We start from the raw sequence: 23908 nt of genomic DNA on the forward strand, positions 1-23908 counted from the left end.
GGGAATCAATGAAACTGGGCGGAAACTCACGGGAAACGGTCATGTCCCGGTGTTGCTCGACGAAGTGGTGGCCTGGCTGGCCTGCCGGCCCGGCGGGCGCTATGTGGATTGCACGGTCGGGCGGGGCGGGCATGCGGAGCGGATCCTGGAAGTGATCGGCCCCGACGGCCTGCTCGTCGGGATCGACCGCGACGAGGATGCGATCAGGGCGACGGGTGAGCGATTGCGCCGGTTCGGTGAGAGGGTGCGCTTGATCGGCGGAAATTTCAGCGGGCTGCGGGAGCATCTGGGCTCGGTGGGCCTGCCGGCCGTGGACGGCATCCTCTTCGACCTCGGCGTCTCCTCCCCGCAGCTCGACAGCGCGGAGCGTGGCTTCAGCTTCTCCCAGGACGGCCCGCTCGACATGCGCATGGACCGGCGCGAGCCGCGCACCGCCGCGGACCTGGTCAACGGCCTGCCCGAGCGGGAGCTAGCCGACCTCCTCTATCACTACGGGGAAGAGCGGTTCTCGCGCCGGATCGCTCGCGCCATCGTCGCGGCGCGCGCGACCGCCCCACTTCGCACCACGTTCGAGCTGGTGTCTGTGATCCGCTCGGCCGTGCCCGGGGCCTACCGCCACGGCCGCCTCCATTGCGCCACCAGGACCTTCCAGGCCCTCCGCATCGCGATCAATCGCGAATTGGAGTCCCTGGAGGGCGCGCTCCGCGATGCGGCGGACCTGCTGGCGCCGGGCGGCCGCCTCTGCGTCATCGCCTTCCATTCGCTCGAAGATCGGATCGCCAAGCAGGCGATCCGCGCCATGGCCGGCGGGCCGGAGCCCCGCCTGCGGTCCTTGACCAAGAAACCGGTGACGCCCTCGGAGCGCGAATGCGGTGAGAACCCGCGTGCCCGGAGCGCCAAGATGCGGGTGGCCGAGCGGCTGCCCGCGCGGAGGGCGGCATGAACACCTTCGGCGCGGCGATCGCGATCGGCCTTGTGCTCACGCTCGGCTATGTCTGGGAGCGGGCGGACTTGGTGAGCGTCGGGTACCGGATCGAGCAGCTCAAGCATCAGCGGACCAAGCTCCTCCGGGACCGGGACGAGCTGCGGCTCAAGGTCTCGGCCCTGACCTCCCCGGAGCGGCTCGCGCGTGCGGCCGCGGAGAAGCTGGCGATGGGGCCGCCGGCGCAGGGTCAGGTGGTCATGGTCAAGCTGGACCGCGAGGCGCGGCCGGCGGGCGGCAGGGGCCGCGAGGAGATCCGGCTGGCCAAAAACGACACGCCGCCCCCCGCGGCGAAGGGCGATTAGGATGGAGAAGGGCGACCCCTACCGTGGCCGACGGGCCTTCGCGGGGCTGGTCCTGATGGCCGGCTTCCTCGTGGTCCTCTGCCGGCTCTTCACGCTCCAGGTGCTCGATGCGGCGGAGCTGACCGCCAAGGCCGAGCGGCAGCACCGGAAGACCGTCGCGCTGGAGGGCGCGCGGGGCGCGATCCTGGACCGTCGGGGCAAGGTGCTCGCCGCCAACATGCAGGTGCCCTCCGTGTTCGGCGTGCCGACCTCCCTGGGGAATCCCGCGGCGGTCGCCCGGGACCTCGCCCGGGTCCTGCCGGTCAAGGCGGCGGACATCGAGCGCAAGCTGCGGATGGACCGCAGCTTCGTTTGGCTCGCGCGCAAGCTCGATCCGGAGCAGGGCCGCCGCTTGGAGACGCTCTCGATCGAGGGCATCGGCACGGTGATGGAGGGGCGCCGCTTCTATCCCAAGGGGACGCTGCTCTCGCACGTGCTCGGGTTCGCGGGGATGGACGGGAACGGCCTGGAGGGGATCGAGCGCCGCTACGACGCCCATCTCCGGGGCGAGAAGACGGAGATCGTGCTGCAGCGCGACGCCCTGGGCCGCCCCGTCTTCCCCACGGACCTGACCGACCGCGCGCCGGAGGCCGGCCGCACGCTCGTGCTGACGATCGACGAGGTCATCCAGTATATCGCGGAGAAGGAGCTGGACGAGGCGGTCGCCGCGAGCCGCGCCAAGGGCGGGGTCGTCGTCGTGATGGAGCCGCGGACCGGCGCGATCCTGGCCATGGCCCTGAGCCACCGTTTCGACCCGAACGCCGTCGCTGGTGCGGCGGCGGACCGGCTGCGGAACCGCGCCGTCACCGACGCCTACGAGCCGGGGTCCACGATGAAGGTGTTCGTCGCCGCCGCGGCGCTCGAGGAGCATGTGATGGCGCCGGGCTCGCTGATCTACGCCGAGAACGGCGCCATGACCGTCGCCAACACGGTCATCCACGATCACGAGAAGGCCGGCTGGATCACCTTCGCCCAGGTCATCCAGAAGTCGAGCAACATCGGGGCGGTCAAGACCGCGCAGGCGCTCGGCGAGGAGCGGCTGTTCCGCTACCTCACCGCCTTCGGCTTCGGCCAAAAGACCGAGATCGACCTCCCCGGCGAGGCGACCGGGCTGCTCAAGGCGCCCCGCGACTGGGGGCGCCGCTCGCTCGCCTCCATCGCCATCGGGCAGGAGGTCGGGGTGACGCCGCTCCAGCTCGTGACCGCCGTCGCGGCCGTGGCGAACGGCGGCTGGCTGATGCGCCCCTTCCTCGTGTCGGAGATCAGGGATGCCGAGGGGCGCGTCGTCGCCCGGACGGAGCCGCAGGTGCGGCGCCGGCCCATCTCGCCGCAGGCGGCGATGACGCTTGCGCATCTGCTGGAGGGGGTGGTGACCCAAGGGACCGGCACCAAGGCGGCGGTCCCCGGCTTCCGCACCGCGGGCAAGACCGGCACGGCCCAGAAGATCGACCCGACCACCGGCGCCTACTCCTCCACCCTCCTCGTCGGCTCCTTCGTCGGCTTCGTGCCGGTGGAGGACCCGCGGCTGGCGATCGTCGTGACGATCGACGAGCCGCAGAACGAGGGCTGGGGCGGGCTGGTGGCCGCGCCGGTCTTCAGGAAGATCGCCGAGCAGGCGCTGCCCTACCTGGGCGTGACGCCGCAGGAGCCGATCAAGGTGGCGGTCGCGCCGCGCGGGCCGGCGGTCGCGCCGCTCGCAGCGGGCCTATGACCCTGGCGGAGCTGATCGAACCGGTGACGGTGCTGGAGCGGCGGGGGGACCTCAACGTCGAGGTGACCGACGTGACCGATGACTCCCGGCGGGTGGGGCCGGGCAGCCTGTTCGTCGCCGTCAAGGGCGGCCGGGCCGACGGCCATGCTTTCCTGTCCGCCGCCGCCGCCGCGGGCGCCGCGGCGGTCGTCGTGCAGGAGCCCTGGACCCCCCCGCCCGGCGCGCGCCAGGTCCCGGTGGTGCGCGTGGACGATTCGCGGCGCGCGGTCGGCCTGCTCGCGGGGCGGCTGCGCGGCGACCCCTCGTCGCGCCTGACCATGGTGGGCGTGACGGGGACCAACGGCAAGACCACGATCACCTATCTGTGCCGGGCGCTCCTGGAGTCGGCCGGGCGGCGCGTGGGCCTCATCGGCACCGTCGCCTACCAGATCGGCGCGGAGCGGATCGCCGCCTCACACACCACCCCCGGCGCCGCCGAATTGCAGGCGCTGCTGGGACGGATGGTCGAGGCGGGGCTCGATACGGCGGTGATGGAGGTCTCCTCCCACGCGCTGGCGCTCGATCGGGTCGCCGGCTGCGAGTTCGACGTGGCGATCTTCACGAACCTGACGCAGGACCACCTGGATTTTCATCGGGACATGGAGGACTACTTCCGGGCCAAGCTCACGCTCTTCACCGGGCTCGGCGCGCGCGCGACGAAGCGCCGGCCCAAGCGCGCCCTCGTCAACGCGGACGACCCGCGCGGCCCGCTGGTCTGCGCGGCGAGCGCCGTGCCGGTCTGGACCTTCGGCATCGACGCGCCCGCGGACCTGCGCGCGACGGACCTGCGCCTCTCGCTCGCCGGCTCCCGCTTCACCTGCGCGACGCCGCACGGGACTTTCCCGATCGAGAGCCGCCTCGTCGGCCGGCACAACGTCTCGAACCTGCTCGCGGCGATCGGCGTCGGGCTCCACGAAGGGCTCTCGCCGGAGGCGATCCGGGCCGGCCTGCGGGGCGTCGCGAACGTCCCCGGCCGCTTCGAGCGCGTCGAGGCGGGGCAGCAGTTCACCGTCGTCGTGGACTACGCCCACACGGAGGACGCGCTGGTCCGCCTGCTGGAGGCCGCGCAGGCGCTCAAGACGGGCCGGGTCATCACGGTCTTCGGCTGCGGCGGAGGCCGGGACCGCGGCAAGCGCCCCCGGATGGGGCGGGCCGCCGCGCTGCGGAGCGACTTCCTCGTGCTGACCTCCGACAACCCGCGCAGCGAGGACCCGCTAGAGATCCTGCGGGAGGTGGAAGCGGGGGTACGCGAGGCGGGCGTCGCCGTGCCCTACGAGGTCATCCCCGACCGTCGGCGGGCGATCGAGGCGGCGGTCGGCCTGGCCGGGCCGGGCGACATGGTGCTGATCGCGGGCAAGGGCCACGAGGACTACCAGATCATCGGCGCGCAGCGGCTGCCCTTCGACGATCGCGAGGTCGCGCGGGAGGCCATCCTGCGGCTGCGCCGTCCGGCCTGAGGGAGGGAGCGGGACGATGACGGATCTCGAGCGGCTCGCGGGCGTCACGGTCCACGGCGTGCAGCGGGGGGACCCGGGCGGGCCCCTGGTCCTCTGCCTGGACCCGGAAACGGGCACGACCTTCGCGGTCCAGCCCGGCGAAACCATCGGGGCGGCGCTCGGCCGCGTCAAGGCGCGGTACTCGGCGGTGCGGGGGGAGATCTGTGGGGCTCAAGGCGTGTCTCGCTGACCCGGCGGCGTCGGGCGTCGAGCGTCGCTCGATCTGGGACATGGCGCTGTTCACGGTCGAAGAGATCCTGGAAGTGACGGGCGGCCGGCTCCTCGCGGGGGCGGCCGACGGCCGGACGGGCGTCACGCGCGTCACGACCGACTCGCGGGACGTCCGGCGCGGCGACCTCTTCGTGGCCTTGCGGGGCGAGACGTTCGACGGGCACGACTTCGTCGGCGCGGCGCTCGCGGGCGGCGCGGCCGGCGCGCTCGTGCAGCGGGCGGTCCCGGCGCCGGCGGCCGGCGCGCGGCGCGGGGGCCGGGCGGCCGCCGAGCCCTTCCTCGTGCTCGTCCCGGACAGCCTGCTCGCCCTCCAGGCGCTCGCGGCCCACCACCGGGGCCGCTTCGCGATCCCCGTGATCGCCGTCACCGGGAGCAACGGCAAGACGACGACCAAGGAGATGGTCGCGACGGTGCTGGCCGAGCGAGGCCCCCTGCTCAAGACCGAGGGCAACCTGAACAACCGGATCGGCGTCCCGCTGACGCTCCTGCGCCTGACCTCCCGACACGGCGCGGCGGTCGTGGAGATGGGCGTGGACCGCCGGGGCCAGACGACGCGCCTCTGCGAGATCGCGCGGCCGACCGCCGGGCTCATCACGAACATCGGGCCGGACCACCTGGAGTTCTTCGGCGGCCTGGAGGGCTCGGCCCGGGCGAAGGGCGAGCTGCTGGACTTCCTGCCCCCGGGCGGGGTGGTGGCGCTGAACGCGGACGATCCCTTCTTCGAGTACCTGGCCTCCCGGGCCCGCTGCCGCGTCCTGCCCTTCGGGTTCGGCCCGGCGGCCGAGGTCCGAGCGAGCGACCTGGTCCAGGCGCCGGAGGGCGCGCGGTTCCAGCTCACGCTCCCCGGCCGCGCCAGGACGATCCCGGTGACGCTGCGCCTGCCCGGGGTCCACAACGTCGCCAACGCGCTCGCGGCCGCCGCGATCGGCCACGCGCTCGGCGTCGGCGGGGCGGCCATCGCCCGCGGGCTGGGGCGGGTCCGGGCCGCGCCCCAGCGGACGCAGATGCTCATGGCGGGCGGCGTTCGGATCATCAACGACTGCTACAACGCGAACCCGGCCTCGATGAAGGCCGCGATCGACCTCCTGGCCGAGCTGGCCCGCGGCGGCCGCAGCATCGCCGTCCTGGGCGACATGCTGGAGCTCGGGCCGGGTTCGGAGGCCTGGCATCGGGAGGTCGGCGCCCACCTCGCGGGCCGCGACGTCTCGCACCTGGTCGCCTGCGGGCTCCTGGGCCGCAAGCTGGCGCAGGGGGCGCGGGCGGCGGGGCTGCCGGCGGAGCGGGTGTCCGAGGTGGCGGACGCGGCGGGGGCGGCGACGCTGGTCCGCGGCCTGGTCCGGCGCGGCGACACGGTGCTCGTGAAGGCCTCCCGGGGGATGAAGCTGGAGCGGGTGGTCGAGGCGCTCGCGGGGAAGGCGAAGTGATCGGGGAGGGGGAGGCGTGCGTGTCGAGTGTTCAGCGTTGAGTTGGGGGGAGGAACCGTGACAACTCAACACGCACGATTCCACGCTCGACGCGCATCCGGGTGTTGAATGCTCTATCTACTGCTCTACCCCCTGCACACCGAGTTCTCGATCTTCAACGTCTTCCGCTACCTGAGCTTCCGGATCATCTACGCGGCGGTGACGGCGTTCCTCATCGCCTTCGTCCTGGCGCCGCCGCTGATCCGCAAGCTGCAGGAGATCCGGCTCGGCCAGCACATCCGGGAAGACGGCCCCAAGACCCACCTGACCAAGAGCGGCACCCCGACGATGGGCGGGCTCCTGATCCTGTTCGCCGTGCTGCTCTCGACCCTGCTCTGGGCCGACATCACGAACCGGTACGTCTGGCTGGTGGCGACCGCCACGGTGGGCTTCGGGGCGATCGGGTTCGCGGACGACTACCTCAAGTTCGTGAAGGGCCAGTCCAGGGGGCTCTCGGCCAAGCAGAAGTTCCTCGCGCAATTGCTCGTCGCGCTCGCGCTGGGCGTCTTCTTCTATTACCTGCCCGGCTACTCGACCAAGCTGAGCGTGCCCTTCTTCAAGAACTTCATGCCGGACCTGAGCGCCTTCTACATCCCCTTCGCGATCCTGGTCATCGTCGGCGCCTCCAACGCCGTGAACCTGACCGACGGGCTCGACGGCCTGGCCGTGGGACCGGTGATGATCGCCGCGCTGGCCTATACGATCGTCGCCTACGTCGTCGGCAACAAGATCATGTCCGACTACCTGCTGATTCCCTACATCGAGGGGGCGGGCGAGCTGGCGGTCTTCACCGCGGCGATCTTCGGCGCGAGCCTGGGGTTCCTCTGGTTCAACACCTATCCGGCCTCCGTGTTCATGGGGGACGTAGGCTCGCTGCCCCTCGGCGCGGCGCTCGGGACCGTGGCCGTCGCCAGCAAGCACGAGCTGCTGCTGCTGCTCGTCGGCGGGGTCTTCGTCATCGAGGCGATCTCGGTGATCTTCCAGGTGGCCTCCTACAAGTCGCGGGGCAAGCGGATCTTCCTGATGGCGCCCATCCACCACCACTTCGAGATGAAGGGGTGGGAGGAGCCCAAGGTCGTCGTGCGGCTCTGGATCATCGCCATCCTGCTCGCGCTGCTGAGCCTGAGCACGCTGAAGCTGAGGTGAACCTGTGGAGCGGTGAGTGGACCGAGGGCTGACGGCTGAGTGCCGATGGTTGCAGACGATGGAACGGGAGCCGGGGGAGGAATTCAGGGACAGGCGGGTGACCGTCGTCGGCCTCGCGCGCAGCGGCGTGGCGGCGGCGCGGCTGCTCGTCGCGGTGGGGGCGCGGGTGACCGTGGCCGACGCCAAGGAGGAAGCCCAGCTCGGGCCGATGCTGGCCCAGCTCGACCGGAAGGCCGTCGCGGTCCGGGTCGGTCCCGCCTACGAGGCGGCGCTGGAGGGGGCGGAGGTCGTCGTCGTGAGCCCCGGCGTCCCGGTCGGCCTGCCGATGGTCCGGGCGGCCCGTGCGCGCGGCGCGACGGTGATCGGGGAACTGGAGCTGGCCTTCCGGTTCCTGGCCGCGCCGGTGCTCGCGGTGACGGGTACCAACGGCAAGAGCACGACCGTGACCCTGCTGGGCCTGATGGCCGAGCGGGCCGGGCGGCGGGCCTTCGTCGGCGGCAACATCGGCCGTGCCCTCTGCGAGGCGGCCCGGGCGACCTGGGAGCATCGGCGGAGCGCGGCGCCCGGCGTCTCGCCCTATGACGTGGTCGTGGCCGAGGTGTCGAGCTTTCAGTTGGAGACGATCGAGCGGTTCCGGCCGGCGGTCGCGGCCGTGCTGAACGTCACGCCGGACCACCTGGACCGGTACGAGGCGCTCGACGACTACGTGGCGGCCAAGGCGCGCATCTTCATGAACCAGACGGCCAGCGACACGGCGGTGCTGAACCTGGACGACGGCCGGGTGGCGGCGATGGGGCGGGGGCTCCGGTCCCGCCGCCTGGGCTTCAGTTGCTGGCGCGCCCTGCGTCGGCCCGAAGAGGCGGGCGCCTGGCTGGAGGGCGGCAAGATCGTCGCGGCCCTGGGCGGCCCGCCGGTCGAGGTGGTCGCGACCGGCGAGCTGCGGCTGATCGGGGGGCACAACCTCGCCAACGCGACGGCGGCCTCGGCGATCGGCCTGGCGGCGGGCTGGCCCGTCGAGGCGATCCGCGGGGCGCTCCGGACCTTCCCCGGCCTGGAGCACGCGCTGGAGCTGGTGCGGGAGCGCCGCGGGGTCCGCTACGTCAACGACTCGAAGGGGACGAACGTGGACGCGACGCTCAAGGCCCTGGAGAGCTTCGAGGCCCCGCTGCTCCTCATCGCGGGCGGCCGGGACAAGGGCGGCGACTTCTCCAAACTCCGGGAGGCGATCGCGCGGCGGGTCAAGCGGCTGATCCTGATCGGGGAGGCGGCGCCGCTCATCAAGGCGGCGATGGGGTCGTTCGACCGGCTGGTCGAGGCCGGCAGCCTCCGCGAGGCGGTGGCGCGGGCCGCGGCGGAGGCGGAGCCGGGCGACGTGGTCCTGCTCTCGCCGGCCTGCGCGAGCTTCGACATGTTCGCCGACTACCAGGACCGCGGCCGGCAGTTCAAGCAGCTCGTACACGAATTGCCGTGAAGGGTAAGGAGTGAGGGATGAGGGGTGAGGGGGCGGGGGTGAAGGGAGCGATGGGAGTCGGGGGCGGCGAGAGACTCCCCCCCGACGTTTCACCCCCCGGGTTTCGCGAAGGCGGACATGGCGCGTAGGGCGGTGCAGGCGGGGACGCTGACGCTTCCCTGGCCGACCTGGCCGGGGAGGGGGCGGCCGCGCCCCTCCGCGGACTACGGCCTCCTGACGATGACGGTCGTCCTGGCGCTGGTGGGGCTCGTGATGGTGTTCAGCGCGAGCGCCGTCGTGGCCGACAACCGCTACCACGATGCGAGCTACTTCCTGAAGCGGCAGATGGCGTGGCTGGTCTTCGGGTTCCTGCTCATGCACCTGGCCTCGCGCGTGGACTACTTGGTCTGGCGCCGCGCCGCGATCCCCGTGCTCGCGGTCACGGTCGCGCTCCTCGTCCTCGTGCTCGTGCCCGGCGTCGGCGCGGTGGTCAAGGGCGCGCGCCGGTGGCTGCGGTTCGGTCCGATCTCGGTGCAGCCGGCGGAGGTGGCCAAGCTCGCCGCGGTGATCTACCTGGCCACCTACCTGGCCGGCAGGGAGGCGCGGATCAGGGAGGGCGTACGCGGGCTGCTCCCGCCGCTGGTCGTGATCGGCCTGCTGGCCGGGCTGGTCGTGCTGGAGAAGGACCTGGGCACGCTCGTGGTGGTCGGCATCGTGACGCTCGGCCTTCTGTTCCTGGCCGGGGCGCGGCTTGCGCACCTCGCGGCGCTCGCCTGCGCCGCGCTCCCGGTGCTGGCGGCCTTCGTCCTCGGCTCGCCCTACCGGATGCGGCGGCTGATGACCTTCCTCTCGCCGTGGGAGGACCCGGAGGGCGCGGGCTTCCAGGTGACCCAGTCCTTCATGGCCCTGGGCAGTGGCGGGATCACCGGCGTGGGCCTGGGCGAGGGCAAGCAGAAGCTCTACTTCCTCCCGGAGGCGCACACGGACTTCGTGCTGGCGCTCGTCGGCGAAGAGTTGGGGCTGCTGGGCGCGGGGGCGATCCTGCTCCTGTTCGCGGCCCTGGTGATCCGGGGGTTCCAGATCGCGGGGCGGGCGCGCGAGCCGTTCGGCCGGCACCTGGCGGCGGGCATCACGCTGCTGATCGGCGGCCAGGCCCTGATCAACGCCGGCGTCGTGACCGGGCTGCTCCCGACCAAGGGGCTCACGCTCCCGCTCGTCAGCTATGGCGGCTCCTCGCTGCTCGTGACCCTGCTGGCGGTCGGGATGCTGCTGAGCGTCTCCCGCGACCGCCAGGGCGGCCGGCCGGCGCCGGTCTACGCGGTCGGGAAGGCGGGCGGCCCGCTGCGGCGATGAGGGTCGTGATGGCGGCCGGCGGCACCGGCGGGCACCTCTACCCCGGCCTGTCGCTGGCGCGGGAGCTGCTCCGGCAGGCGCCGGGCTCCTCGGTGCTCTTCATCGGGACGGCGCGGGGGATCGAGTCGAAGGTCCTGCCGCGCGAGGGGTTCGAGCTGGCGATGATCGACGCGAAGCCGGTCATGGGGCGCGGCGCGGTCGGGGCGCTGGCGGGGCTGCTCGCGCTGCCGCGGGCGATCGGCCAGGCCCGGCGGCTCCTGCGCGAGCGGGAGGCGGAGCTGGCCGTTGGCATCGGCGGCTACACGAGTCCGCCGGTCCTGGCGGCGGCGGCTCTGCTGGGCGTGCCGCGGGCGTTGCTGGAGCCGAACGCGATCCCCGGCGTCGCGAACCGGGCGCTCGCGCCGCTGGCCGACCGCGTGTACCTCGCGACCGAGGCGGCCGCCGCCTGGTTCGATCCCCGGAAGACGCTGGTGACGGGAACGCCGGTGCGGAGGGAGTTCTCTGAAGAAGGCGAACGGCAGGTCGCAAGCGACCGGTTGCCGGGAGAGAGGGAGAAGACGCTGCTCGTCTTCGGCGGGAGTCAGGGGGCGCGGGCGATCAACCGGCTCATGGTCGAGGCGCTGGCCGAGCTCGGGGACTGGCGGGCGCGGCTCAGGGTCATCCACCAGACCGGCGAGGCCGACGAGGCGTCCGTCCGGCGGGCCTACGAGGCGGGCGGCTTCCGGGTGGAAGTCGCGCCGTTCTTCTACGACATGCCGTCCGTGCTCCGAGCGGCCGACCTCGTGCTCGCGCGGGCGGGCGCGGTGAGCCTGGCCGAGCTGGCCGTCTGCGGCAAGCCGGCGATCCTGATCCCGCTGCCCGGGGCGATCCACGACCACCAGGAGCGCAACGCGCGCGCGGTCGAGGCGGCCGGCGCGGCGGTGGTCCTGCTCCAGCGGGAGACGACGGGGGCGGTCCTGGGGCGGACGGTGCGGGAGCTGCTGGGCGATGAGCCGCGCCTCCGGGCCATGGCGGCGCGGAGCCGCGCGCTCGGCCGTCCGGACTCGGCGGAGGTCATCGTGCGGGATTGCCTGGCCCTGGTGCGGAGCGGGAGGGCCGGTCGCTGACAACCCACGCGAGGGAGGCTGACCGATGGGCGACGGGCAGGCGGTGCTCGAACGGCCGCCGGTGGGGCGACAGGATCGCCCCGCCGGCCGGGTCGAGGTGAGGGGCATGCGATTCCGGAAGATCCAACACATCCATCTGGTCGGGATCGGCGGGGCGGGGATGAGCGGCATCGCCGAGGTGCTGCTCACGCTCGGCTACCGGGTGACCGGCTCGGACCTCCACGAGTCCGACACGGTCCGGCGTCTGCGGGAGCTGGGCGGGAAGATCTTCATCGGCCACCACGCCTCCAACATCGGGGAGGCGCAGGTGGTCGTGATCTCCTCGGCCGTCTCGCCGACCAACCCGGAGGTGGTCGCGGCGAAAGCGCGCGTCGTGCCGGTGATCCCGCGCGCCGAGATGCTGGCGGAGCTGATGCGGCTCAAGTACGGGATCGCGATCGCCGGCGCGCACGGGAAGACGACGACGACCTCGATGGTCGCGGCCGTGCTCGGGGAGGCGGGGCTGGACCCGACGATGGTGATCGGCGGGAAGGTGAACGCGCTCGGGAGCCACGCGCGGCTGGGCCGCGGCGAGCTGCTGGTGGCGGAGGCGGACGAGAGCGACGGCTCGTTCCTCAAGCTCTCGCCGACGATCGTCGCCGTGACGAACATCGACCGGGAGCACCTGGACCACTACGCGACGATGGAGCGGCTGGAGGAGGCGTTCCTGGAGTTCGTCAACCGCATCCCCTTCTACGGCCTGGCCGTCCTCTGCGCGGACGACGAGCGGTTGCGGCGGCTGCTGCCGCGGGTGGTCAAGCGATACCAGACCTACGGTCTCACGGACCCGCCGGGCGGTCCCGCGCCGGACTTCAAGGCGACGGACATCGAGCTCAAGCCCGGGGCGTCGGAGTTCCGCGCCTTCTACCGGGGGAAGAGCCTGGGGCCGTTCCGCCTCTCCACGCCGGGCGTCCACAACGTCGCCAACGCCCTCGCGGCGCTCGCGATCGGGATGGAGCTGGAGGTGCCGCTGGACCTGATCCGGCGCGGCCTGGCCGGCTTCGCCGGGGTCGAGCGGCGGTTCCAGAAACGGGGCGAGAAGGGCGGCGTCCTGGTCGTGGACGACTACGGGCACCATCCGACGGAGATCCGGGCGACGCTGGCCGCGGCGAAGGCCGGCTGGGAGCGGCGGCTCGTGGTTCTCTTCCAGCCGCACCGCTACACGCGGACGCGCGACCTGCTCGAGGACTTCGCGCGGGCCTTCGCCGACGCCGATGAGGTCTTCATCACGGAGATCTACCCGGCGGGCGAGACGCCGATCCCCGGCGTGACCGGCGAGCGGCTGGCCGAGGCCGTGCGGGCGGCGGGCCATCCGGCGGTGAGCTTCGTGCCGCAGCGCGACCAGCTCGCCGGGCGCGTGCGGCCGGCCCTGCGGCCGGGCGACCTCGTCCTGACGCTGGGCGCGGGCGACATCTGGAAGGCGGGACCGGAGCTGTTGGAGTCGTTGTGAGCGGAGGGCTGGTCATGCGGCAGGCCGGAGGGCGCGCGGGCGGCCGCGCGGCGGCCGGACGGAGATCGGGGGGCGGGGTTCCCCGCGACACCCTGGAGGCCGTCGTGGCCGGCGTGCGCGGGGACGTCCGGTTCGGCGCCCCGCTCGCGGACCACACCTCCTTCCGCATCGGCGGGCCGGCGGACGTCCTGGTCCGCCCGGCCTCCGAGACGGACCTGGCGCGGCTGGTCGTGCAGGCGCGCGCGGCGCGCGTCCCCCTCTTCGTGATCGGGGGCACGAACCTCCTCGTGCGCGACGGGGGCATCCGCGGGGTGGTCGTGAGCCTGTCGAGGCTGAACCGGATCAGGGACGAGGGCGCCGGGCTGGTCTACGCCGAGGCCGGGGTCGGGATGCCGACCTTGATGGGCCACGCGGCCGCCCGCTCGCTCGCCGGGCTGGAATGGGCGGCCGGGATTCCGGGCACGGTCGGCGGCTGCCTGGTGATGAACGCCGGCACGCGCCTGGGGGAGATGAAGGACGTCGTCCACGCGGTGCGGTTCCTGGACCGGAACGGCGCGATCGAAGACCGCCCGGCCTCGGCCATCCGCTTCAGCTACCGACGCGCCCACCTCCCGCCCGGCGTCGTGGTCGGCGTGTGGGTCCAGCTGAAGCACGGCGACCGGACGAAGATCCAGGGGGTGGTCAAGGAGTACCTGCGCTACCGCAAGGCGACCCAGCCGCTGACGATGCCCAGCGCCGGCTGTGTCTTCAAGAACCCGGGAGCCGAGCCGGCGGGGCGTCTCATCGAGCAGGCCGGCCTCAAGGGCGCGCGGGTCGGCGACGCCCAGGTGTCCGAGCGCCACGCGAACTTCATCGTGAACCGGGGGCGGGCGCGGGCGGCGGACGTGATCGCGCTGATCAAGCAAGTGGGCCGCGCGGTGCAGGAGAGGACCGGCGTCACGCTGGAGCTCGAGGTGAAGATCGTCGGGAGACCCTGAGGTCCGCGAGCGTTGAGTCCATGAAGATCCGCGAAACCGGACACTCCCAACTCAACACGCAACACCCGCTGCCGCGTCCCAACCCTCTGACGACGGCGCGGGTCGGTGTGTTGATGGGCGGCTGGTCGTCGGAGCGGGAGGTGTCGCTCCGGACCGGCCGGGCGGTCCATCGGGCGCTGCTCCGCCGCGGCTATCGGGCGGTCGCGATCGACGTCGGGCCGGAGCTGGAGCGTCGGTTGCGGGCGGAGCGGGTCGAGCTGGCTTTCGTCGCGCTGCACGGGCCGGGCGGCGAGGACGGGACGATCCAGGGCCTGCTCGAAACCCTTGGCATCCCCTACACGGGCTCGGGCGTGAGGGCGAGCGCGATCGCCATGCACAAGCCGACGGCCAAGGCCTTGCTGGCGGCGGAGGGCATCCCGGTGCCGGACGGCGCGGTCCTGCGCGCGGGCGAGCTCGGGCGCGGGACGGTGCCGCCGCTGCCCGAGGGGCTTCGCCGGCCGGTCGTCGTCAAGCCGGCGAGCGAAGGCTCGACGATCGGGGTGAGCATCGTCCGCGCGAAGGATCAGTGGGCTGCGGCTCTGCGCCGCGCGCACCGGCTCGACCCGGAGGCGCTGGTGGAGGCCTATATTCCCGGCCGCGAGCTGACGGTGTCGGTGCTGGGCGGGAAGACGGGGCCCGTCGCGCTGCCGGCCGTGGAGATCGTCGCGCCCGGCGGGTTCTACGATTACTCGGCCAAGTACCGGAAGGGGCGGACGCGCTACCTCTGCCCCGCGCCGATCGCGCCGGGGCTCGCGAAGCGGCTCGCGGACCTGGCGCTGCGGGCCTACGGGCTGGTCGGCTGCGCGGGCGCGGCGCGGGTGGACTTTCGCGTCACGCCGGCGGGCCGGCCCTACGTGCTGGAGCTCAACACGACGCCGGGTATGACGGAGACGAGCCTGCTGCCCATGGCCGCGGCCGCGGCGGGCCTGGACTACGACGAGCTCACGGAGCGGATCCTGGCCTCGGCGCTCGCGCGGCAGGTCGCGATGCGGAAGGCGGGCGGCCGCGGCGCGGCGGGTACGGGATCACGGGCGCGCGCAGGGAGTGGGGGATGAGGCGGACGAGGCGGCAGGCGGGGCCGAAATCGGACATCTACTGGGGCGGACGGATGAAGGCGAAGATGGCGCGCCGGCGGAGCGGCGGGGGCCGCCGGCTCGTCCTGCTGGTCGGCGGCCTGGCCGCGGTCGGGCTGCTGCTCTGGGGCGGGCTGGAGGGGTATCGCGTCGCGGCGCCGCTGGTCGCCGAGTGGTTCGAGGTCCAGGAGGTCCGGGTCGAGGGGCTGAGCCAGTTGACGAGGGGGGAGGTGCTGGAGCAGCTCGCCCTGCCCGAGGACGCGACGCTGCTCTCCGTGCGGACGGCGGAGCTGGAGAAGCGGCTGCTCGCCCATCCCTGGGTGAAGGAGGCGCGGATCAGCCGCGTGCCGCCCCACACGCTGGAGGTGTCCATCACGGAGCGCCGCGCGGCGGCAATCGTGCGGACGGCGAGCCTCGCCCTGGCGGTGGACGAGGACGGCCACTTTCTGGAGGTCCTGCCCGGCGAGGACGGCTCCTCGCTGCCGGTGCTCGTCGGCTTGGACCAGCGGCGGCTGCTCGACGGGGACGAGCCGGCGCGCCGGGCCGTGCGGGTGGGCGTCCGGGTGGCGGACGTGCTCGCCCGGTCCTTCGAGGGGCGTCCCGAGGTGGACGTGACGAACCCCGACCATCCGGTCGCGTACTTCAACGGCCGGCGGTTCCGGTTCGGGGCCGAGTCGGTCGAAGACCAATGGGATCGGTACCGGCAGGTGGAGCAGGCGCGTCGCGTCAGCGCGGGCGCCGACGAGCCGCTCCAGGGCGAGGAAATCGACCTGCAGTATCCGGGCAAGGTGATCCTTCGCTGAGAGGGGGTGACGAGCCGTGGCCAAACGGGACCAGATCGTGGTGGGACTGGACATCGGGACGACCAAGGTCGTCGCCGTGGTCGCCCAGGTGACCGAGGACGGGGGGGTGGACATCGTCGGCGTGGGGTCCAGCCCGTCGCGCGGCCTCCGCAAGGGGGTGGTCGTCAACATCGAGAGCACGGTCGAGTCCATCAAGAAGGCGGTCGAGGACGCCGAGCTGATGGCGGCGGTGCAGATCAACTCGGTGTACACGGGCATCGCCGGCAGCCACATCGCGGGCAGGAGCGCCAGGGGCGTGGTCGCGCTCAAGAAGCTGGAGGTCACCCCCGGCGACATCCAGCACGCGGTCGAGGCGGCGCGGGCGCTGACCCCCATCGAGCCGGGCCGGCGCGTGCTGCATGTGCTGCCGCGCGACTTCAGGGTGGACGACCAGGACTCCATCCGCGACCCGCTGGGGATGTCGGGCGGACGCCTGGAGGTCGAGGTGCAGATCATCACGGGGGCGGACACCACGGCGCAGAACATCATCAAGAGCGTCAACGGGGCGGGCCTCGACGTGGAGGAGATCGTGTTGCAGCCCCTGGCCTCCAGCGAGGCGGTGCTGACGCCGGAGGAGCGGGACCTCGGCGTCGTGATGGTGGACCTGGGCGGCGGCACGACGGACCTGGCGATTTTCGTGGAGGGGAGCATCCGGCACACGGCCGTGTTGCCGATCGGCGGGCTGCATCTGACGAACGACCTGGCGATCGGGCTGCGCACGCCGCAGGCCGAGGCGGAGAAGCTGAAGGTCCGGCACGGCACGGCGCTGGTCGCGCAGGTGCCGGACGAGGAAACCGTGGAGGTGCCCAGCGTGGGCGAGCGGCCGCCCCGCATCGTGGCGAAGCGGCAGATGGCCGAGATCATCCACTCGCGGGCGGAGGAGATGCTCGATCTGGTCCGGCGGGAGATCGTCAAGACCGGCTACGAGGGGATGCTCGCGGCCGGCGCGGTGATCACGGGCGGCACCTCGCTGCTCGACGGCATGGTCGAAGTGGGCGAGCGCGTGCTGGACCTGCCCGTACGCCGTGGCCTGCCGAGCGGCGTCGGCGGGCTGCGGGACATCGTCCATGACCCGATGTACGCCACGGGCGTCGGCCTGATCCTCTACGCCCGCCGGCACGCCGAGGACCTGGAGGCGGTCGGCGCGCGGGGCGGCCGGCGGCTGGGAAGAGTCTGGGAGCGGATGCGCACGTGGATGTTCGAGTTTTTCTAACGAGGGCGGTCGGGCAACAGGCCCCGGATTGGGACATTCCGGGGCGGGCCCCGGATGAGGGATGGCGGGGGGCGCACGTCATCCCGACGAATGCCGGAGCCCGATCCTCGGTCGCACGCACGGTGCGCGGACCGGGCCGCGGCTTCCGCCGGGGCGACGACGGTGAGCCGGATCGACGAGCCGGAAGACCGGAAGCCGAAGGCTTCCCAACGAGGGAGGGGCACAATGTATTCCTTCGAGGACGATGAGGTGATGCCGGTCTCGATCAAGGTGATCGGGGTCGGCGGGGCGGGGTGCAACGCCGTGAATACGATGATCGCGGCGGGGCTCAACCGGATCGAGTTCATCGCGGCGAACACGGACGTGCAGGCCCTGGGCCAGGCGCGGGCGCCCTTCAAGGTGCAGCTCGGGCTGGAGCGGACCCGCGGGCTGGGCGCGGGCGCCAAGCCCGAGGTCGGCAGGGAGGCCGCGCTGGAGAGCAAGGTGCAGATCCGCGAGGTGCTGGAGGGCGCGGACATGGTCTTCGTCACCGCGGGCATGGGCGGCGGGACCGGGACCGGCGCCGCGCCCGTCGTCGCCGGCATCGCCCGCGAGCTGGGCATCCTGACGGTCGGGGTCGTCACCAAGCCCTTCCAGTACGAGGGACGGCGGCGGATGAGCTACGCCGAGGAGGGCGTCCGGGAGCTGCGCAAGCAGGTGGACACGCTCCTGGTCATCCCCAACCAGAAGCTCATGAGCCTCGTGGACAAGGCCATGCCGCTTTTGGAAGCCTTCAAGGTCGCGGACGACGTGCTGCGCCAGGCGATCCAGGGCATCGCCGACGTCATCACGACGACGGGGCACGTGAACGTGGACTTCGCCGACGTGCGGACGGTGATGACCTACACGGGCCGCGCCGTCATGGGCATGGGCGTCTCGCGCGGGACGAACCGCGCGGTCGAGGCGGCGGAGAAGGCCGTGTCCTGCCCCCTGCTGGAGGAGGGGAGCGTGGGCGGCGCGCGCGGCGTGCTGTTGAACATCACCGGCGGGGCGAACCTCTCGCTGCACGAGGTGGGCGAGGCGGCCTCGATCATCGAGAAGGCCGCGGACCCGGAGGCCCACATCATCGTCGGCCAGGTCATCAACCCGGCCATGACCGACGAGATCGTGGTGACGGTCATCGCGACCGGCTTCGACCGGGAGGAGCCCCAGCCGCGGATCGGTCTGCCGGATCGTGGGACGTACGGGGATCGGCCGGCGCCCAGCGTGCCGCAGCCGGTGCCCGCGGGCGTGGGGGCCGGCGGGGACGGGTGCCTGACCGAGAAGGATCTGGACCGGCCCGCCTTCACGCGCAGGCCCGTCACGTCGCACGCGATGCAGGAGCGGCTCCGACTGGACATCGACGACGAGTTCGACGTACCGACGTTCTTGCGCAAGCGGGAGGCGTGAGGGGGGGAGCGGTGAGGAGTAAGGGGTAAGGGGTGAAACGTGAAAGGTGAGGCGGGAAAGGTGAGACGGGAGGCGGGAAACGGGAGGAAGCAATCAGCCCCGCGAGTGACGCTGCACGAGCGGCCGGGGATGTGTCACCAGTGAGAAGGGATGATCCGATGGCGGTGGGGGTGATCACGCTGCCGGCCTTTTCGACCGAGCGCGCGGGGGCGCGGCACTTCTTCGGAACGCGGCTGGCGTCCGCGCCCCGGCGGGGCTGGGCGGGACGCGGCCGTGAGCCGGTGATCGTGGCGGTCCGCCAGGTGCACGGGACGGACGTGCTCGTACTGGACCGTCCCGTCGAGCCCGGCGAAACCTTCGACGGCGGCTGGGACGCCTTGATGACGGACCAGCCCGGCGTCATGGTGACGGTGCGGACGGCCGACTGCGTCCCGGTCCTGCTCCACGACCCGGCCCGGCGTGCGGTCGCGGCGGTCCATGCGGGCTGGCGCGGCGCGCTGGGGGGGATCGTGCCGCGGACGATCGCGACCATGGCCGAGCGGTTCGGCTCCGTCCCCGCGGCGCTCCGGGTCGCCGTCGGCCCCTCGGCAGGGCCCTGCTGCTACGAGGTGGACGAGCCGGTGCTCGCCGGGCTGCGCGCGTCGGTGCCCGATTGGCCGTCGGTGCTCCGTGTCCATCGGCCCGGTCGGGCCCTCCTCGACCTCCGGCTGCTCGTGCGCCTGCAGGCGGAGGCCGCCGGCGTGCCGGCCGACTCGATCCAGGCCGTCAACCTCTGCACGATCTGTCGCCCCGCCCTCTTCCATTCCTACCGGCGCGACGGCGAGGTGCGCGGCACGATGGTGAGCGGGATCATGCTGACCGGCCGCCGCCCCCCGACGGGCCGGCCGGAGCGGGCCGGGCGCTTGCGACCTGTCAATCGCCGGAGGCTTCCGGTACAATAGCCCCTCGCGCCGGCCGCCGCCCGGCGCGGAGAGGGAAGCGGGACCATGGCCGGAAGCGCCGTCCTCGATGATGCCGCGACCGTGGCCGGCAACGTCCGCGCGGTGCTGGCGGCGATCCGCCGCGCCGCGGTCCGGGCGGGCCGCGATCCCGAGTCGGTGCGGCTGGTGGCCGCGACCAAACAGGTCGGCCCCGAGCGCATCACGCCCGCGATCGAGGCGGGTGTCCGGCTCCTGGGCGAGAATCGGCTGCAGGAGGCCCTGCCGAAGATCGAGGCGCTGGCCGGCCGGCCCGTTCGCTGGCATTTCATCGGGCGACTACAGCGGCGAAAGGTCCGGGAGGTCGTCGGGCGGTTCGAGCTGATCCACTCCGTGGACAGCGTGGAATTGGCGGCCGAGATCGAGCGGCGCGCGGCCGCGGCGGGGCTCGTCCAGCCGGTGCTCCTGGAAGTGAACCTCGGGGGCGAGGCGAGCAAGGGCGGGTTCGATCCCGAGGGCCTCCCCGCCGCGCTGCCGGAGCTGGCGCGGCTGGCGCACGTGCGCGTCCGGGGGCTGATGGCGATCCCGCCGCCGACGCCGGAGGCCGAGGGGGCGAGGCCCTACTTCCGGCGGCTGCGGCTCCTGGCGGAATCGTTAGGGGCCGGCTGGTGCGGGCCGGGAGCGGCGGAGCTATCCATGGGCATGTCGCAGGACTATGAGGTGGCGGTGGAGGAGGGCGCGACGATGGTGCGCGTGGGCACGGCGCTCTTCGGAAGGCGCGCGTGATGGGCGGCGCGGGGCTCGGCAAGAAGATCGCCCTGCTCGGGACGGGCCAGATGGGCGAGGCGCTGCTCGGCGGCTGGCTGGCCTCCGGGCTGGTCGAGCCGGGATCGGTCTGGGCGACCGACGCGAGTGCGGCGCGGCGCGACCTGGCCAAGCGGCGCTTCGGCGTCCGCGTCGGCGCGGGTAACGCGGAGGCGGCGGCCTGGGCCGACGTGATCGTGCTCGCGGTCAAGCCGCAGACGCTGCCGGCGCTGCTCGGGGAGATCGCGCCGTCGGTGGCGGGCCGGCTGCTCGTCTCGATCGTGGCCGGGGTCTCCATCGGGAAGATCGCCGGCATGGCCGGCCCGGGCGCGCGGGTCGTGCGGGTCATGCCCAACGCGCCGGCGCTGGTGCGCGCGGGCGTCTCCGCCCTGGCCGCCGGGCCGGGCGTGACGGAGGCGGAGGCCGACCTGGCGATGCGGCTGTTCGAGGCGGTCGGGCTCGCGGTGACGGTGGAGGAGCGGCTGATGGACGGGGTGACGGGCCTGAGCGGCAGCGGCCCCGCCTACGTCGCGGTGGTGATCGAGGCGATGGCGGACGGCGGCGTGAAGGCGGGACTGCCCCGCGAGACGGCCGAGCGGCTGGCCGTGCAGACCGTGCTGGGCGCCGCGCGGATGCTGCTGGAGACCGGCGAGCATCCCGCCAAGCTCAAGGACCGGGTGGCCTCGCCGGGCGGCACGACGATCGCCGGGCTGGCCGAGCTGGAGAAGGGCGGGGTGCGCGCGAGCCTGATCGCCGCAGTGGAGGCGGCCGCGCGGCGCTCCGCGGAGCTGGGGAGCTGAATGTTCGTCGCCGGGAATATCTTAAACGGCCTGGCCGTCGTCGTGGACAACGTGCTCTGGCTCTACATGTGGGTGATCATCGTCCGGGCGCTGCTCTCGTGGGTCAACCCCGATCCCTGGAACCCGATCGTGCGGTTCCTGGAACGGGCGACCGAGCCGGTGCTTCATCCGATCCGGCAACGGCTCGGCTGGCGCATGGGGATCGACCTCTCGCCCATGATCGCCATCCTGATCATCATCTTTCTGCAAGTGGCCCTCGTGGAGTCCTTGAAGGACCTCGCGCTCCGGATGCGGTAACCTGTGAGGCGCAGCCCATGAAGATCACGCCGCTCGACATCCAGCAGGTGGAGTTCAGGAAGACGATGCGGGGCTACGACTGCCGGGAGGTGCGCCAGTTCCTCGACGACGTGGCGCGGACGGTCGAGGGGCTGACGCGCGAGGGCTCGGCGCTCCGCGAGAAGCTGGCGCAGGCCGAGCAGCAGCTCGCCGAGCTGAAGAAGACGGAGACGGCGCTCACGCAGACCCTCGTCTCCACGCAGACGATGGCGGAGGGGCTCAAGGAGGCGGCGAAGCGGGACGCGGAGTTCATCCTCCGCGAGGCGGAGCTCAAGGCGCAGGATCTGCTCCGCGGCGCGCGCGAGGAGCTGTCGGGGCTGCATCGCGAGCTGGCGGACCTCCGCAAGCAGCGGATCGTGGTCGTCGAGCGGCTGCGGTCCACGCTGCGGACCTTCGAGCGGATGCTGGAGGTCGAGGACGCGGCCGAGGAGCAGGCCGAGGCCGCCGGCCGCCGCCAGGCCATGTGAGCGCCGCCGACCGTATCGCCGAAACCATGGAGGCCGCCGTCTCGGACGGCGTCTTTCCGGGCGCGGTCCTCCTCGTCCGCCTCCGCGGCCGCCCCGCTTACCAGCGGGCCTTCGGGCTCGCGGCCCGTGTCCCTCACGACGAGCCGGCCGACCTCGACACCATCTACGACCTCGCCTCGCTCACCAAGCCCCTCGCGACGGTCTCCGCCGTGCTGATCCTCGTGCAGGAGGGCCGGCTGGCGCTGGACCAGCCCGTGTCCCGCTGGCTCGACGAGCTGGTCGGGGCGCCGGTCGGCGGGGCGACGCTCGCCCACCTGTTGAACCATAGCGCGGGGCTGCCGGGGTGGCGGCCGCTGTACGAACAGGTCTCCCAGGCGGCCGAGGCCGATCCGGCCCGGGCGGGCGTCGCCGCGGCCCGCAAGCTGGTCGTGGAGTTGATCGGCCGGGAGCCGCCGCTCTACCAGCCCGGCTCGCGGAGCCTCTACAGCGACCTGGGGTTCATCCTGCTCGGGTTCATCGTTGAGCGCGCGGCGGACCGCGGCTTGGCGGAGTGGTGCGAGGAGCGGATCTTCAAGCCCCTGGGGGCCGTGCCCCTGTTCTTCGCCGGGGCGCGGCCGGACCTGCCCGCTCCGGAGGCGGACGGGCGGAGGATCGCGCCGACGGAGACAGACCCCTGGCGCGGGCGGCTGCTGCGCGGGGAGGTGCACGACGAGAACTGCGCGGCCTTGGGCGGCGTGGCGGGCCACGCGGGGCTGTTCGGGACGGCCGCGGCGGTGGCGGCGGTGTCGGGGGCCTGGCTGCGAAGCTACCTGCGGCGCGACAACCTGCTGCGGCCGGACCTCGTCAGGCTCTTCGTGACGAGGCGGGCGGAGACGCCGGGGTCGAGCTGGGCGTTGGGCTGGGACACACCGTCGGCGCCCTCGTCGGCCGGGCAGTATTTCTCCCCGCGCTCGTTCGGGCACCTGGGCTACGCGGGCACGTCGCTCTGGGTGGACCCGGACCGCGAGCTGGAGGTGATCCTGCTCTCCAACCGCGTCCATCCGACGCGGAAGAACCAGGCCATCCAGCAATTCCGGCCGAAGATCCACGATGTGATTTATGAGGAATTGATCGGATGACCTGTCAAGCCATTTGAAAATCTGGCTCTTCAGGCTTTCGTGTGGGTCGGATAGAGATCCAGTCCTCCACAATGGAAATAGATCGCGGTCTTGAAATGCTCGACGTTCGGAAGCCCCGGGCCGTTGTCTTGACCCACTGGATCGTGGCGTTGACCGCCTCGAGGCCGGCGTTGGTGATCCCATGCTGCAAGTACGTCAGCACGTTCGGAAGGTGCCGCCGGATCAGCGTGGCCACCGCGGCCATCGGCCGCAGGCGGCTGTGCGTGGCGCGCCAGACCCAGCGGGCGAAGAAGTTCCGGGCGGCTCCCTGGTCGGTGTACTCCCGGAACTGGCGGAAGCGCTCCTTGAGGGCCCAGGCCCGAGCCACCTCGAGGTCACTGCGCGTGAGCGTGCGGAAGGCGGCCTGCTGCTCGGCCGTCATGGCCGTGGGCCGCATGAGCCAGAGGTACGTGGTTCCCGTCAGCCGAGTATCGCCCGTCAGCTTCAAGGCTCGCTGTTCCGCGCGCCACACGCCATCCACGGCGTCTTGGAGATGCGTGGCCACATGGAACTTGTCGAAGACGATCCTGGTGTCGGCCTCCGTGAGATGAGTGTGCGCCGACTGGATGTCGGGCTCCCACATGTCCCTGGCGATCGCCGTGATTCCCTCCCGCTGGGCCGGCGTCACTGCTTGTGCGAGTCAAATGCGATATAGTGCATGCTGCGCCTCCCTCCTGCGGCTCCGCCGCGGTTGATTTCCGAACGCAGGCTAGCACCTGCGTGAGGGAGGCGCGCACTTTCATACCATCACACAAATTCCTGAAGAGCCCTGAAAATACATGGAACGCGGAACTGCCTAAGAGGGAGCCGGTGGCGTGGCGAGCGGGTCCCCCGTCGCCCGCAGCGGAAGGGGCGAAGGGCCAACAGGTTGCCCAACCAGCACGGTCACACAGCGCCCGTACCCCGCCAAACGCCGAAGCGCCCCCCACGGGGGGAGGGGTGGAGCGAGGACGAGGGGGGTGATCGCCACGACAGGACCCGCTAGAGTTGCTGTAGGTACCATCAAGTATTTTCGGATTAGGGCTAACTCAGCGCTTCGGCAGAT

The 23908-nt window shown here is 72.5% G+C and carries 23 protein-coding genes; 22 read left to right on the forward strand and 1 reads right to left on the reverse strand.

Annotated elements, in window-relative coordinates; translation table 11 throughout:
* The first annotated feature begins 4 nt into the window (after nucleotides 1-4).
* From rsmH to AC1U7O_RS04970, 22 genes are all read left to right on the forward strand, one after another.
* Nucleotides 5-943: a 16S rRNA (cytosine(1402)-N(4))-methyltransferase RsmH gene (gene rsmH / locus AC1U7O_RS04865; RefSeq protein WP_479893498.1), complete on the forward strand. Its 939-nt coding sequence runs from the start codon at nucleotides 5-7 to the stop codon at nucleotides 941-943.
* Nucleotides 940-1287 carry a hypothetical protein gene (locus AC1U7O_RS04870; RefSeq protein ID WP_479893453.1) on the forward strand — a complete coding sequence of 116 codons (348 nt, stop codon included), beginning with the start codon at nucleotides 940-942 and terminating at the stop codon, nucleotides 1285-1287. The genes rsmH and AC1U7O_RS04870 overlap by 4 nt, the downstream gene beginning before the upstream one ends.
* Nucleotide 1288: 1 nt before the next feature.
* Nucleotides 1289-3037, forward strand: coding sequence for a peptidoglycan D,D-transpeptidase FtsI family protein (locus tag AC1U7O_RS04875; RefSeq protein WP_479893454.1), 1749 nt, complete (start codon nucleotides 1289-1291; stop codon nucleotides 3035-3037).
* Nucleotides 3034-4533 (forward strand): UDP-N-acetylmuramoyl-L-alanyl-D-glutamate--2,6-diaminopimelate ligase, encoded by a 1500-nt coding sequence (locus AC1U7O_RS04880; protein ID WP_479893455.1) that lies wholly within the window; start codon nucleotides 3034-3036, stop codon nucleotides 4531-4533. The genes AC1U7O_RS04875 and AC1U7O_RS04880 overlap by 4 nt, the downstream gene beginning before the upstream one ends.
* Nucleotides 4534-4549: 16 nt before the next feature.
* A complete protein-coding gene (locus AC1U7O_RS04885; RefSeq protein WP_479893456.1) occupies nucleotides 4550-4762 on the forward strand; it encodes a hypothetical protein in 213 nt (70 codons plus the stop codon).
* A 40-nt stretch (nucleotides 4763-4802) separates the two neighbouring features.
* A complete protein-coding gene (locus AC1U7O_RS04890) occupies nucleotides 4803-6227 on the forward strand; it encodes a UDP-N-acetylmuramoyl-tripeptide--D-alanyl-D-alanine ligase (protein ID WP_479893457.1) in 1425 nt (474 codons plus the stop codon).
* Between the two features lie 108 nt (nucleotides 6228-6335).
* Complete coding sequence (gene mraY / locus AC1U7O_RS04895) at nucleotides 6336-7412, forward strand: phospho-N-acetylmuramoyl-pentapeptide-transferase (protein ID WP_479893458.1); 1077 nt, start codon at nucleotides 6336-6338, stop codon at nucleotides 7410-7412.
* A gap of 58 nt (nucleotides 7413-7470) precedes the next feature.
* A complete protein-coding gene (murD, locus tag AC1U7O_RS04900) occupies nucleotides 7471-8883 on the forward strand; it encodes a UDP-N-acetylmuramoyl-L-alanine--D-glutamate ligase (RefSeq protein ID WP_479893459.1) in 1413 nt (470 codons plus the stop codon).
* Between the two features lie 117 nt (nucleotides 8884-9000).
* On the forward strand, nucleotides 9001-10215 hold the full coding sequence (ftsW, locus tag AC1U7O_RS04905; protein ID WP_479893460.1) for a putative lipid II flippase FtsW: 1215 nt from the start codon (nucleotides 9001-9003) through the stop codon (nucleotides 10213-10215).
* Between the two features lie 8 nt (nucleotides 10216-10223).
* Nucleotides 10224-11321: an undecaprenyldiphospho-muramoylpentapeptide beta-N-acetylglucosaminyltransferase gene (gene murG / locus AC1U7O_RS04910; protein ID WP_479893461.1), complete on the forward strand. Its 1098-nt coding sequence runs from the start codon at nucleotides 10224-10226 to the stop codon at nucleotides 11319-11321.
* A 106-nt stretch (nucleotides 11322-11427) separates the two neighbouring features.
* The gene (gene murC / locus AC1U7O_RS04915) at nucleotides 11428-12810 is read left to right on the forward strand and encodes a UDP-N-acetylmuramate--L-alanine ligase (protein WP_479893499.1); all 1383 of its coding nucleotides are present in this window, start codon (nucleotides 11428-11430) and stop codon (nucleotides 12808-12810) included.
* 14 nt (nucleotides 12811-12824) lie between these two features.
* Nucleotides 12825-13787: a UDP-N-acetylmuramate dehydrogenase gene (gene murB / locus AC1U7O_RS04920; RefSeq protein WP_479893462.1), complete on the forward strand. Its 963-nt coding sequence runs from the start codon at nucleotides 12825-12827 to the stop codon at nucleotides 13785-13787.
* 20 nt (nucleotides 13788-13807) lie between these two features.
* Nucleotides 13808-14881 (forward strand): D-alanine--D-alanine ligase, encoded by a 1074-nt coding sequence (locus tag AC1U7O_RS04925; RefSeq protein WP_479893463.1) that lies wholly within the window; start codon nucleotides 13808-13810, stop codon nucleotides 14879-14881.
* Nucleotides 14878-15702, forward strand: coding sequence for a cell division protein FtsQ/DivIB (locus AC1U7O_RS04930; protein ID WP_479893465.1), 825 nt, complete (start codon nucleotides 14878-14880; stop codon nucleotides 15700-15702). Before AC1U7O_RS04925 ends, AC1U7O_RS04930 begins: the two co-directional genes overlap by 4 nt.
* A gap of 16 nt (nucleotides 15703-15718) precedes the next feature.
* Entirely contained in the window at nucleotides 15719-16954 is a 1236-nt protein-coding gene (gene ftsA, locus AC1U7O_RS04935; protein WP_479893467.1) for a cell division protein FtsA, read from the forward strand.
* A gap of 225 nt (nucleotides 16955-17179) precedes the next feature.
* Complete coding sequence (gene ftsZ, locus AC1U7O_RS04940) at nucleotides 17180-18382, forward strand: cell division protein FtsZ (protein WP_479893469.1); 1203 nt, start codon at nucleotides 17180-17182, stop codon at nucleotides 18380-18382.
* A gap of 158 nt (nucleotides 18383-18540) precedes the next feature.
* Nucleotides 18541-19323, forward strand: a complete 783-nt coding sequence (gene pgeF / locus AC1U7O_RS04945) for a peptidoglycan editing factor PgeF (protein WP_479893471.1) — start codon at nucleotides 18541-18543, stop codon at nucleotides 19321-19323.
* Nucleotides 19324-19368: 45 nt separating this feature from the next.
* Nucleotides 19369-20085, forward strand: coding sequence for a YggS family pyridoxal phosphate-dependent enzyme (locus AC1U7O_RS04950; protein ID WP_479893472.1), 717 nt, complete (start codon nucleotides 19369-19371; stop codon nucleotides 20083-20085).
* Nucleotides 20085-20903, forward strand: a complete 819-nt coding sequence (gene proC / locus AC1U7O_RS04955; RefSeq protein ID WP_479893474.1) for a pyrroline-5-carboxylate reductase — start codon at nucleotides 20085-20087, stop codon at nucleotides 20901-20903. The genes AC1U7O_RS04950 and proC overlap by 1 nt, the downstream gene beginning before the upstream one ends.
* Nucleotides 20904-21200 carry a YggT family protein gene (locus tag AC1U7O_RS04960; protein ID WP_479893476.1) on the forward strand — a complete coding sequence of 99 codons (297 nt, stop codon included), beginning with the start codon at nucleotides 20904-20906 and terminating at the stop codon, nucleotides 21198-21200.
* A 17-nt stretch (nucleotides 21201-21217) separates the two neighbouring features.
* Nucleotides 21218-21706: a DivIVA domain-containing protein gene (locus AC1U7O_RS04965; RefSeq protein ID WP_479893478.1), complete on the forward strand. Its 489-nt coding sequence runs from the start codon at nucleotides 21218-21220 to the stop codon at nucleotides 21704-21706.
* Nucleotides 21703-22824 carry a serine hydrolase domain-containing protein gene (locus AC1U7O_RS04970; RefSeq protein WP_479893479.1) on the forward strand — a complete coding sequence of 374 codons (1122 nt, stop codon included), beginning with the start codon at nucleotides 21703-21705 and terminating at the stop codon, nucleotides 22822-22824. Before AC1U7O_RS04965 ends, AC1U7O_RS04970 begins: the two co-directional genes overlap by 4 nt.
* A 4-nt stretch (nucleotides 22825-22828) precedes the next feature.
* On the opposite strand, the gene AC1U7O_RS04975 is transcribed toward AC1U7O_RS04970, so the two are convergent.
* Complete coding sequence (locus AC1U7O_RS04975) at nucleotides 22829-23491, reverse strand: transposase (protein WP_479893480.1); 663 nt, start codon at nucleotides 23489-23491, stop codon at nucleotides 22829-22831.
* Nucleotides 23492-23908 lie beyond the last annotated feature (417 nt).

The sequence above is a fragment of the Candidatus Nitrospira neuquenensis genome (assembly GCF_979578155.1).

What these genes read in the sequence shown, in the direction of transcription:
- AC1U7O_RS04960 (WP_479893476.1), top strand. Translation starts at nt 20,904, where the DNA reads ATGTTCGTCGCCGGGAATATCTTAAACGGCCTGGCCGTCGTCGTGGAC.
- AC1U7O_RS04875 (WP_479893454.1), top strand. Translation starts at nt 1,289, where the DNA reads ATGGAGAAGGGCGACCCCTACCGTGGCCGACGGGCCTTCGCGGGGCTG.
- AC1U7O_RS04870 (WP_479893453.1), top strand. Translation starts at nt 940, where the DNA reads ATGAACACCTTCGGCGCGGCGATCGCGATCGGCCTTGTGCTCACGCTC.
- AC1U7O_RS04880 (WP_479893455.1), top strand. Translation starts at nt 3,034, where the DNA reads ATGACCCTGGCGGAGCTGATCGAACCGGTGACGGTGCTGGAGCGGCGG.
- murB (WP_479893462.1), top strand. Translation starts at nt 12,825, where the DNA reads ATGCGGCAGGCCGGAGGGCGCGCGGGCGGCCGCGCGGCGGCCGGACGG.
- pgeF (WP_479893471.1), top strand. Translation starts at nt 18,541, where the DNA reads ATGGCGGTGGGGGTGATCACGCTGCCGGCCTTTTCGACCGAGCGCGCG.
- AC1U7O_RS04950 (WP_479893472.1), top strand. Translation starts at nt 19,369, where the DNA reads ATGGCCGGAAGCGCCGTCCTCGATGATGCCGCGACCGTGGCCGGCAAC.
- murC (WP_479893499.1), top strand. Translation starts at nt 11,428, where the DNA reads ATGCGATTCCGGAAGATCCAACACATCCATCTGGTCGGGATCGGCGGG.
- murD (WP_479893459.1), top strand. Translation starts at nt 7,471, where the DNA reads ATGGAACGGGAGCCGGGGGAGGAATTCAGGGACAGGCGGGTGACCGTC.
- ftsZ (WP_479893469.1), top strand. Translation starts at nt 17,180, where the DNA reads ATGTATTCCTTCGAGGACGATGAGGTGATGCCGGTCTCGATCAAGGTG.
- AC1U7O_RS04925 (WP_479893463.1), top strand. Translation starts at nt 13,808, where the DNA reads ATGAAGATCCGCGAAACCGGACACTCCCAACTCAACACGCAACACCCG.
- murG (WP_479893461.1), top strand. Translation starts at nt 10,224, where the DNA reads ATGGCGGCCGGCGGCACCGGCGGGCACCTCTACCCCGGCCTGTCGCTG.
- AC1U7O_RS04885 (WP_479893456.1), top strand. Translation starts at nt 4,550, where the DNA reads ATGACGGATCTCGAGCGGCTCGCGGGCGTCACGGTCCACGGCGTGCAG.
- ftsW (WP_479893460.1), top strand. Translation starts at nt 9,001, where the DNA reads ATGGCGCGTAGGGCGGTGCAGGCGGGGACGCTGACGCTTCCCTGGCCG.
- AC1U7O_RS04890 (WP_479893457.1), top strand. Translation starts at nt 4,803, where the DNA reads ATGGCGCTGTTCACGGTCGAAGAGATCCTGGAAGTGACGGGCGGCCGG.
- mraY (WP_479893458.1), top strand. Translation starts at nt 6,336, where the DNA reads ATGCTCTATCTACTGCTCTACCCCCTGCACACCGAGTTCTCGATCTTC.
- AC1U7O_RS04965 (WP_479893478.1), top strand. Translation starts at nt 21,218, where the DNA reads ATGAAGATCACGCCGCTCGACATCCAGCAGGTGGAGTTCAGGAAGACG.
- AC1U7O_RS04930 (WP_479893465.1), top strand. Translation starts at nt 14,878, where the DNA reads ATGAGGCGGACGAGGCGGCAGGCGGGGCCGAAATCGGACATCTACTGG.
- proC (WP_479893474.1), top strand. Translation starts at nt 20,085, where the DNA reads ATGGGCGGCGCGGGGCTCGGCAAGAAGATCGCCCTGCTCGGGACGGGC.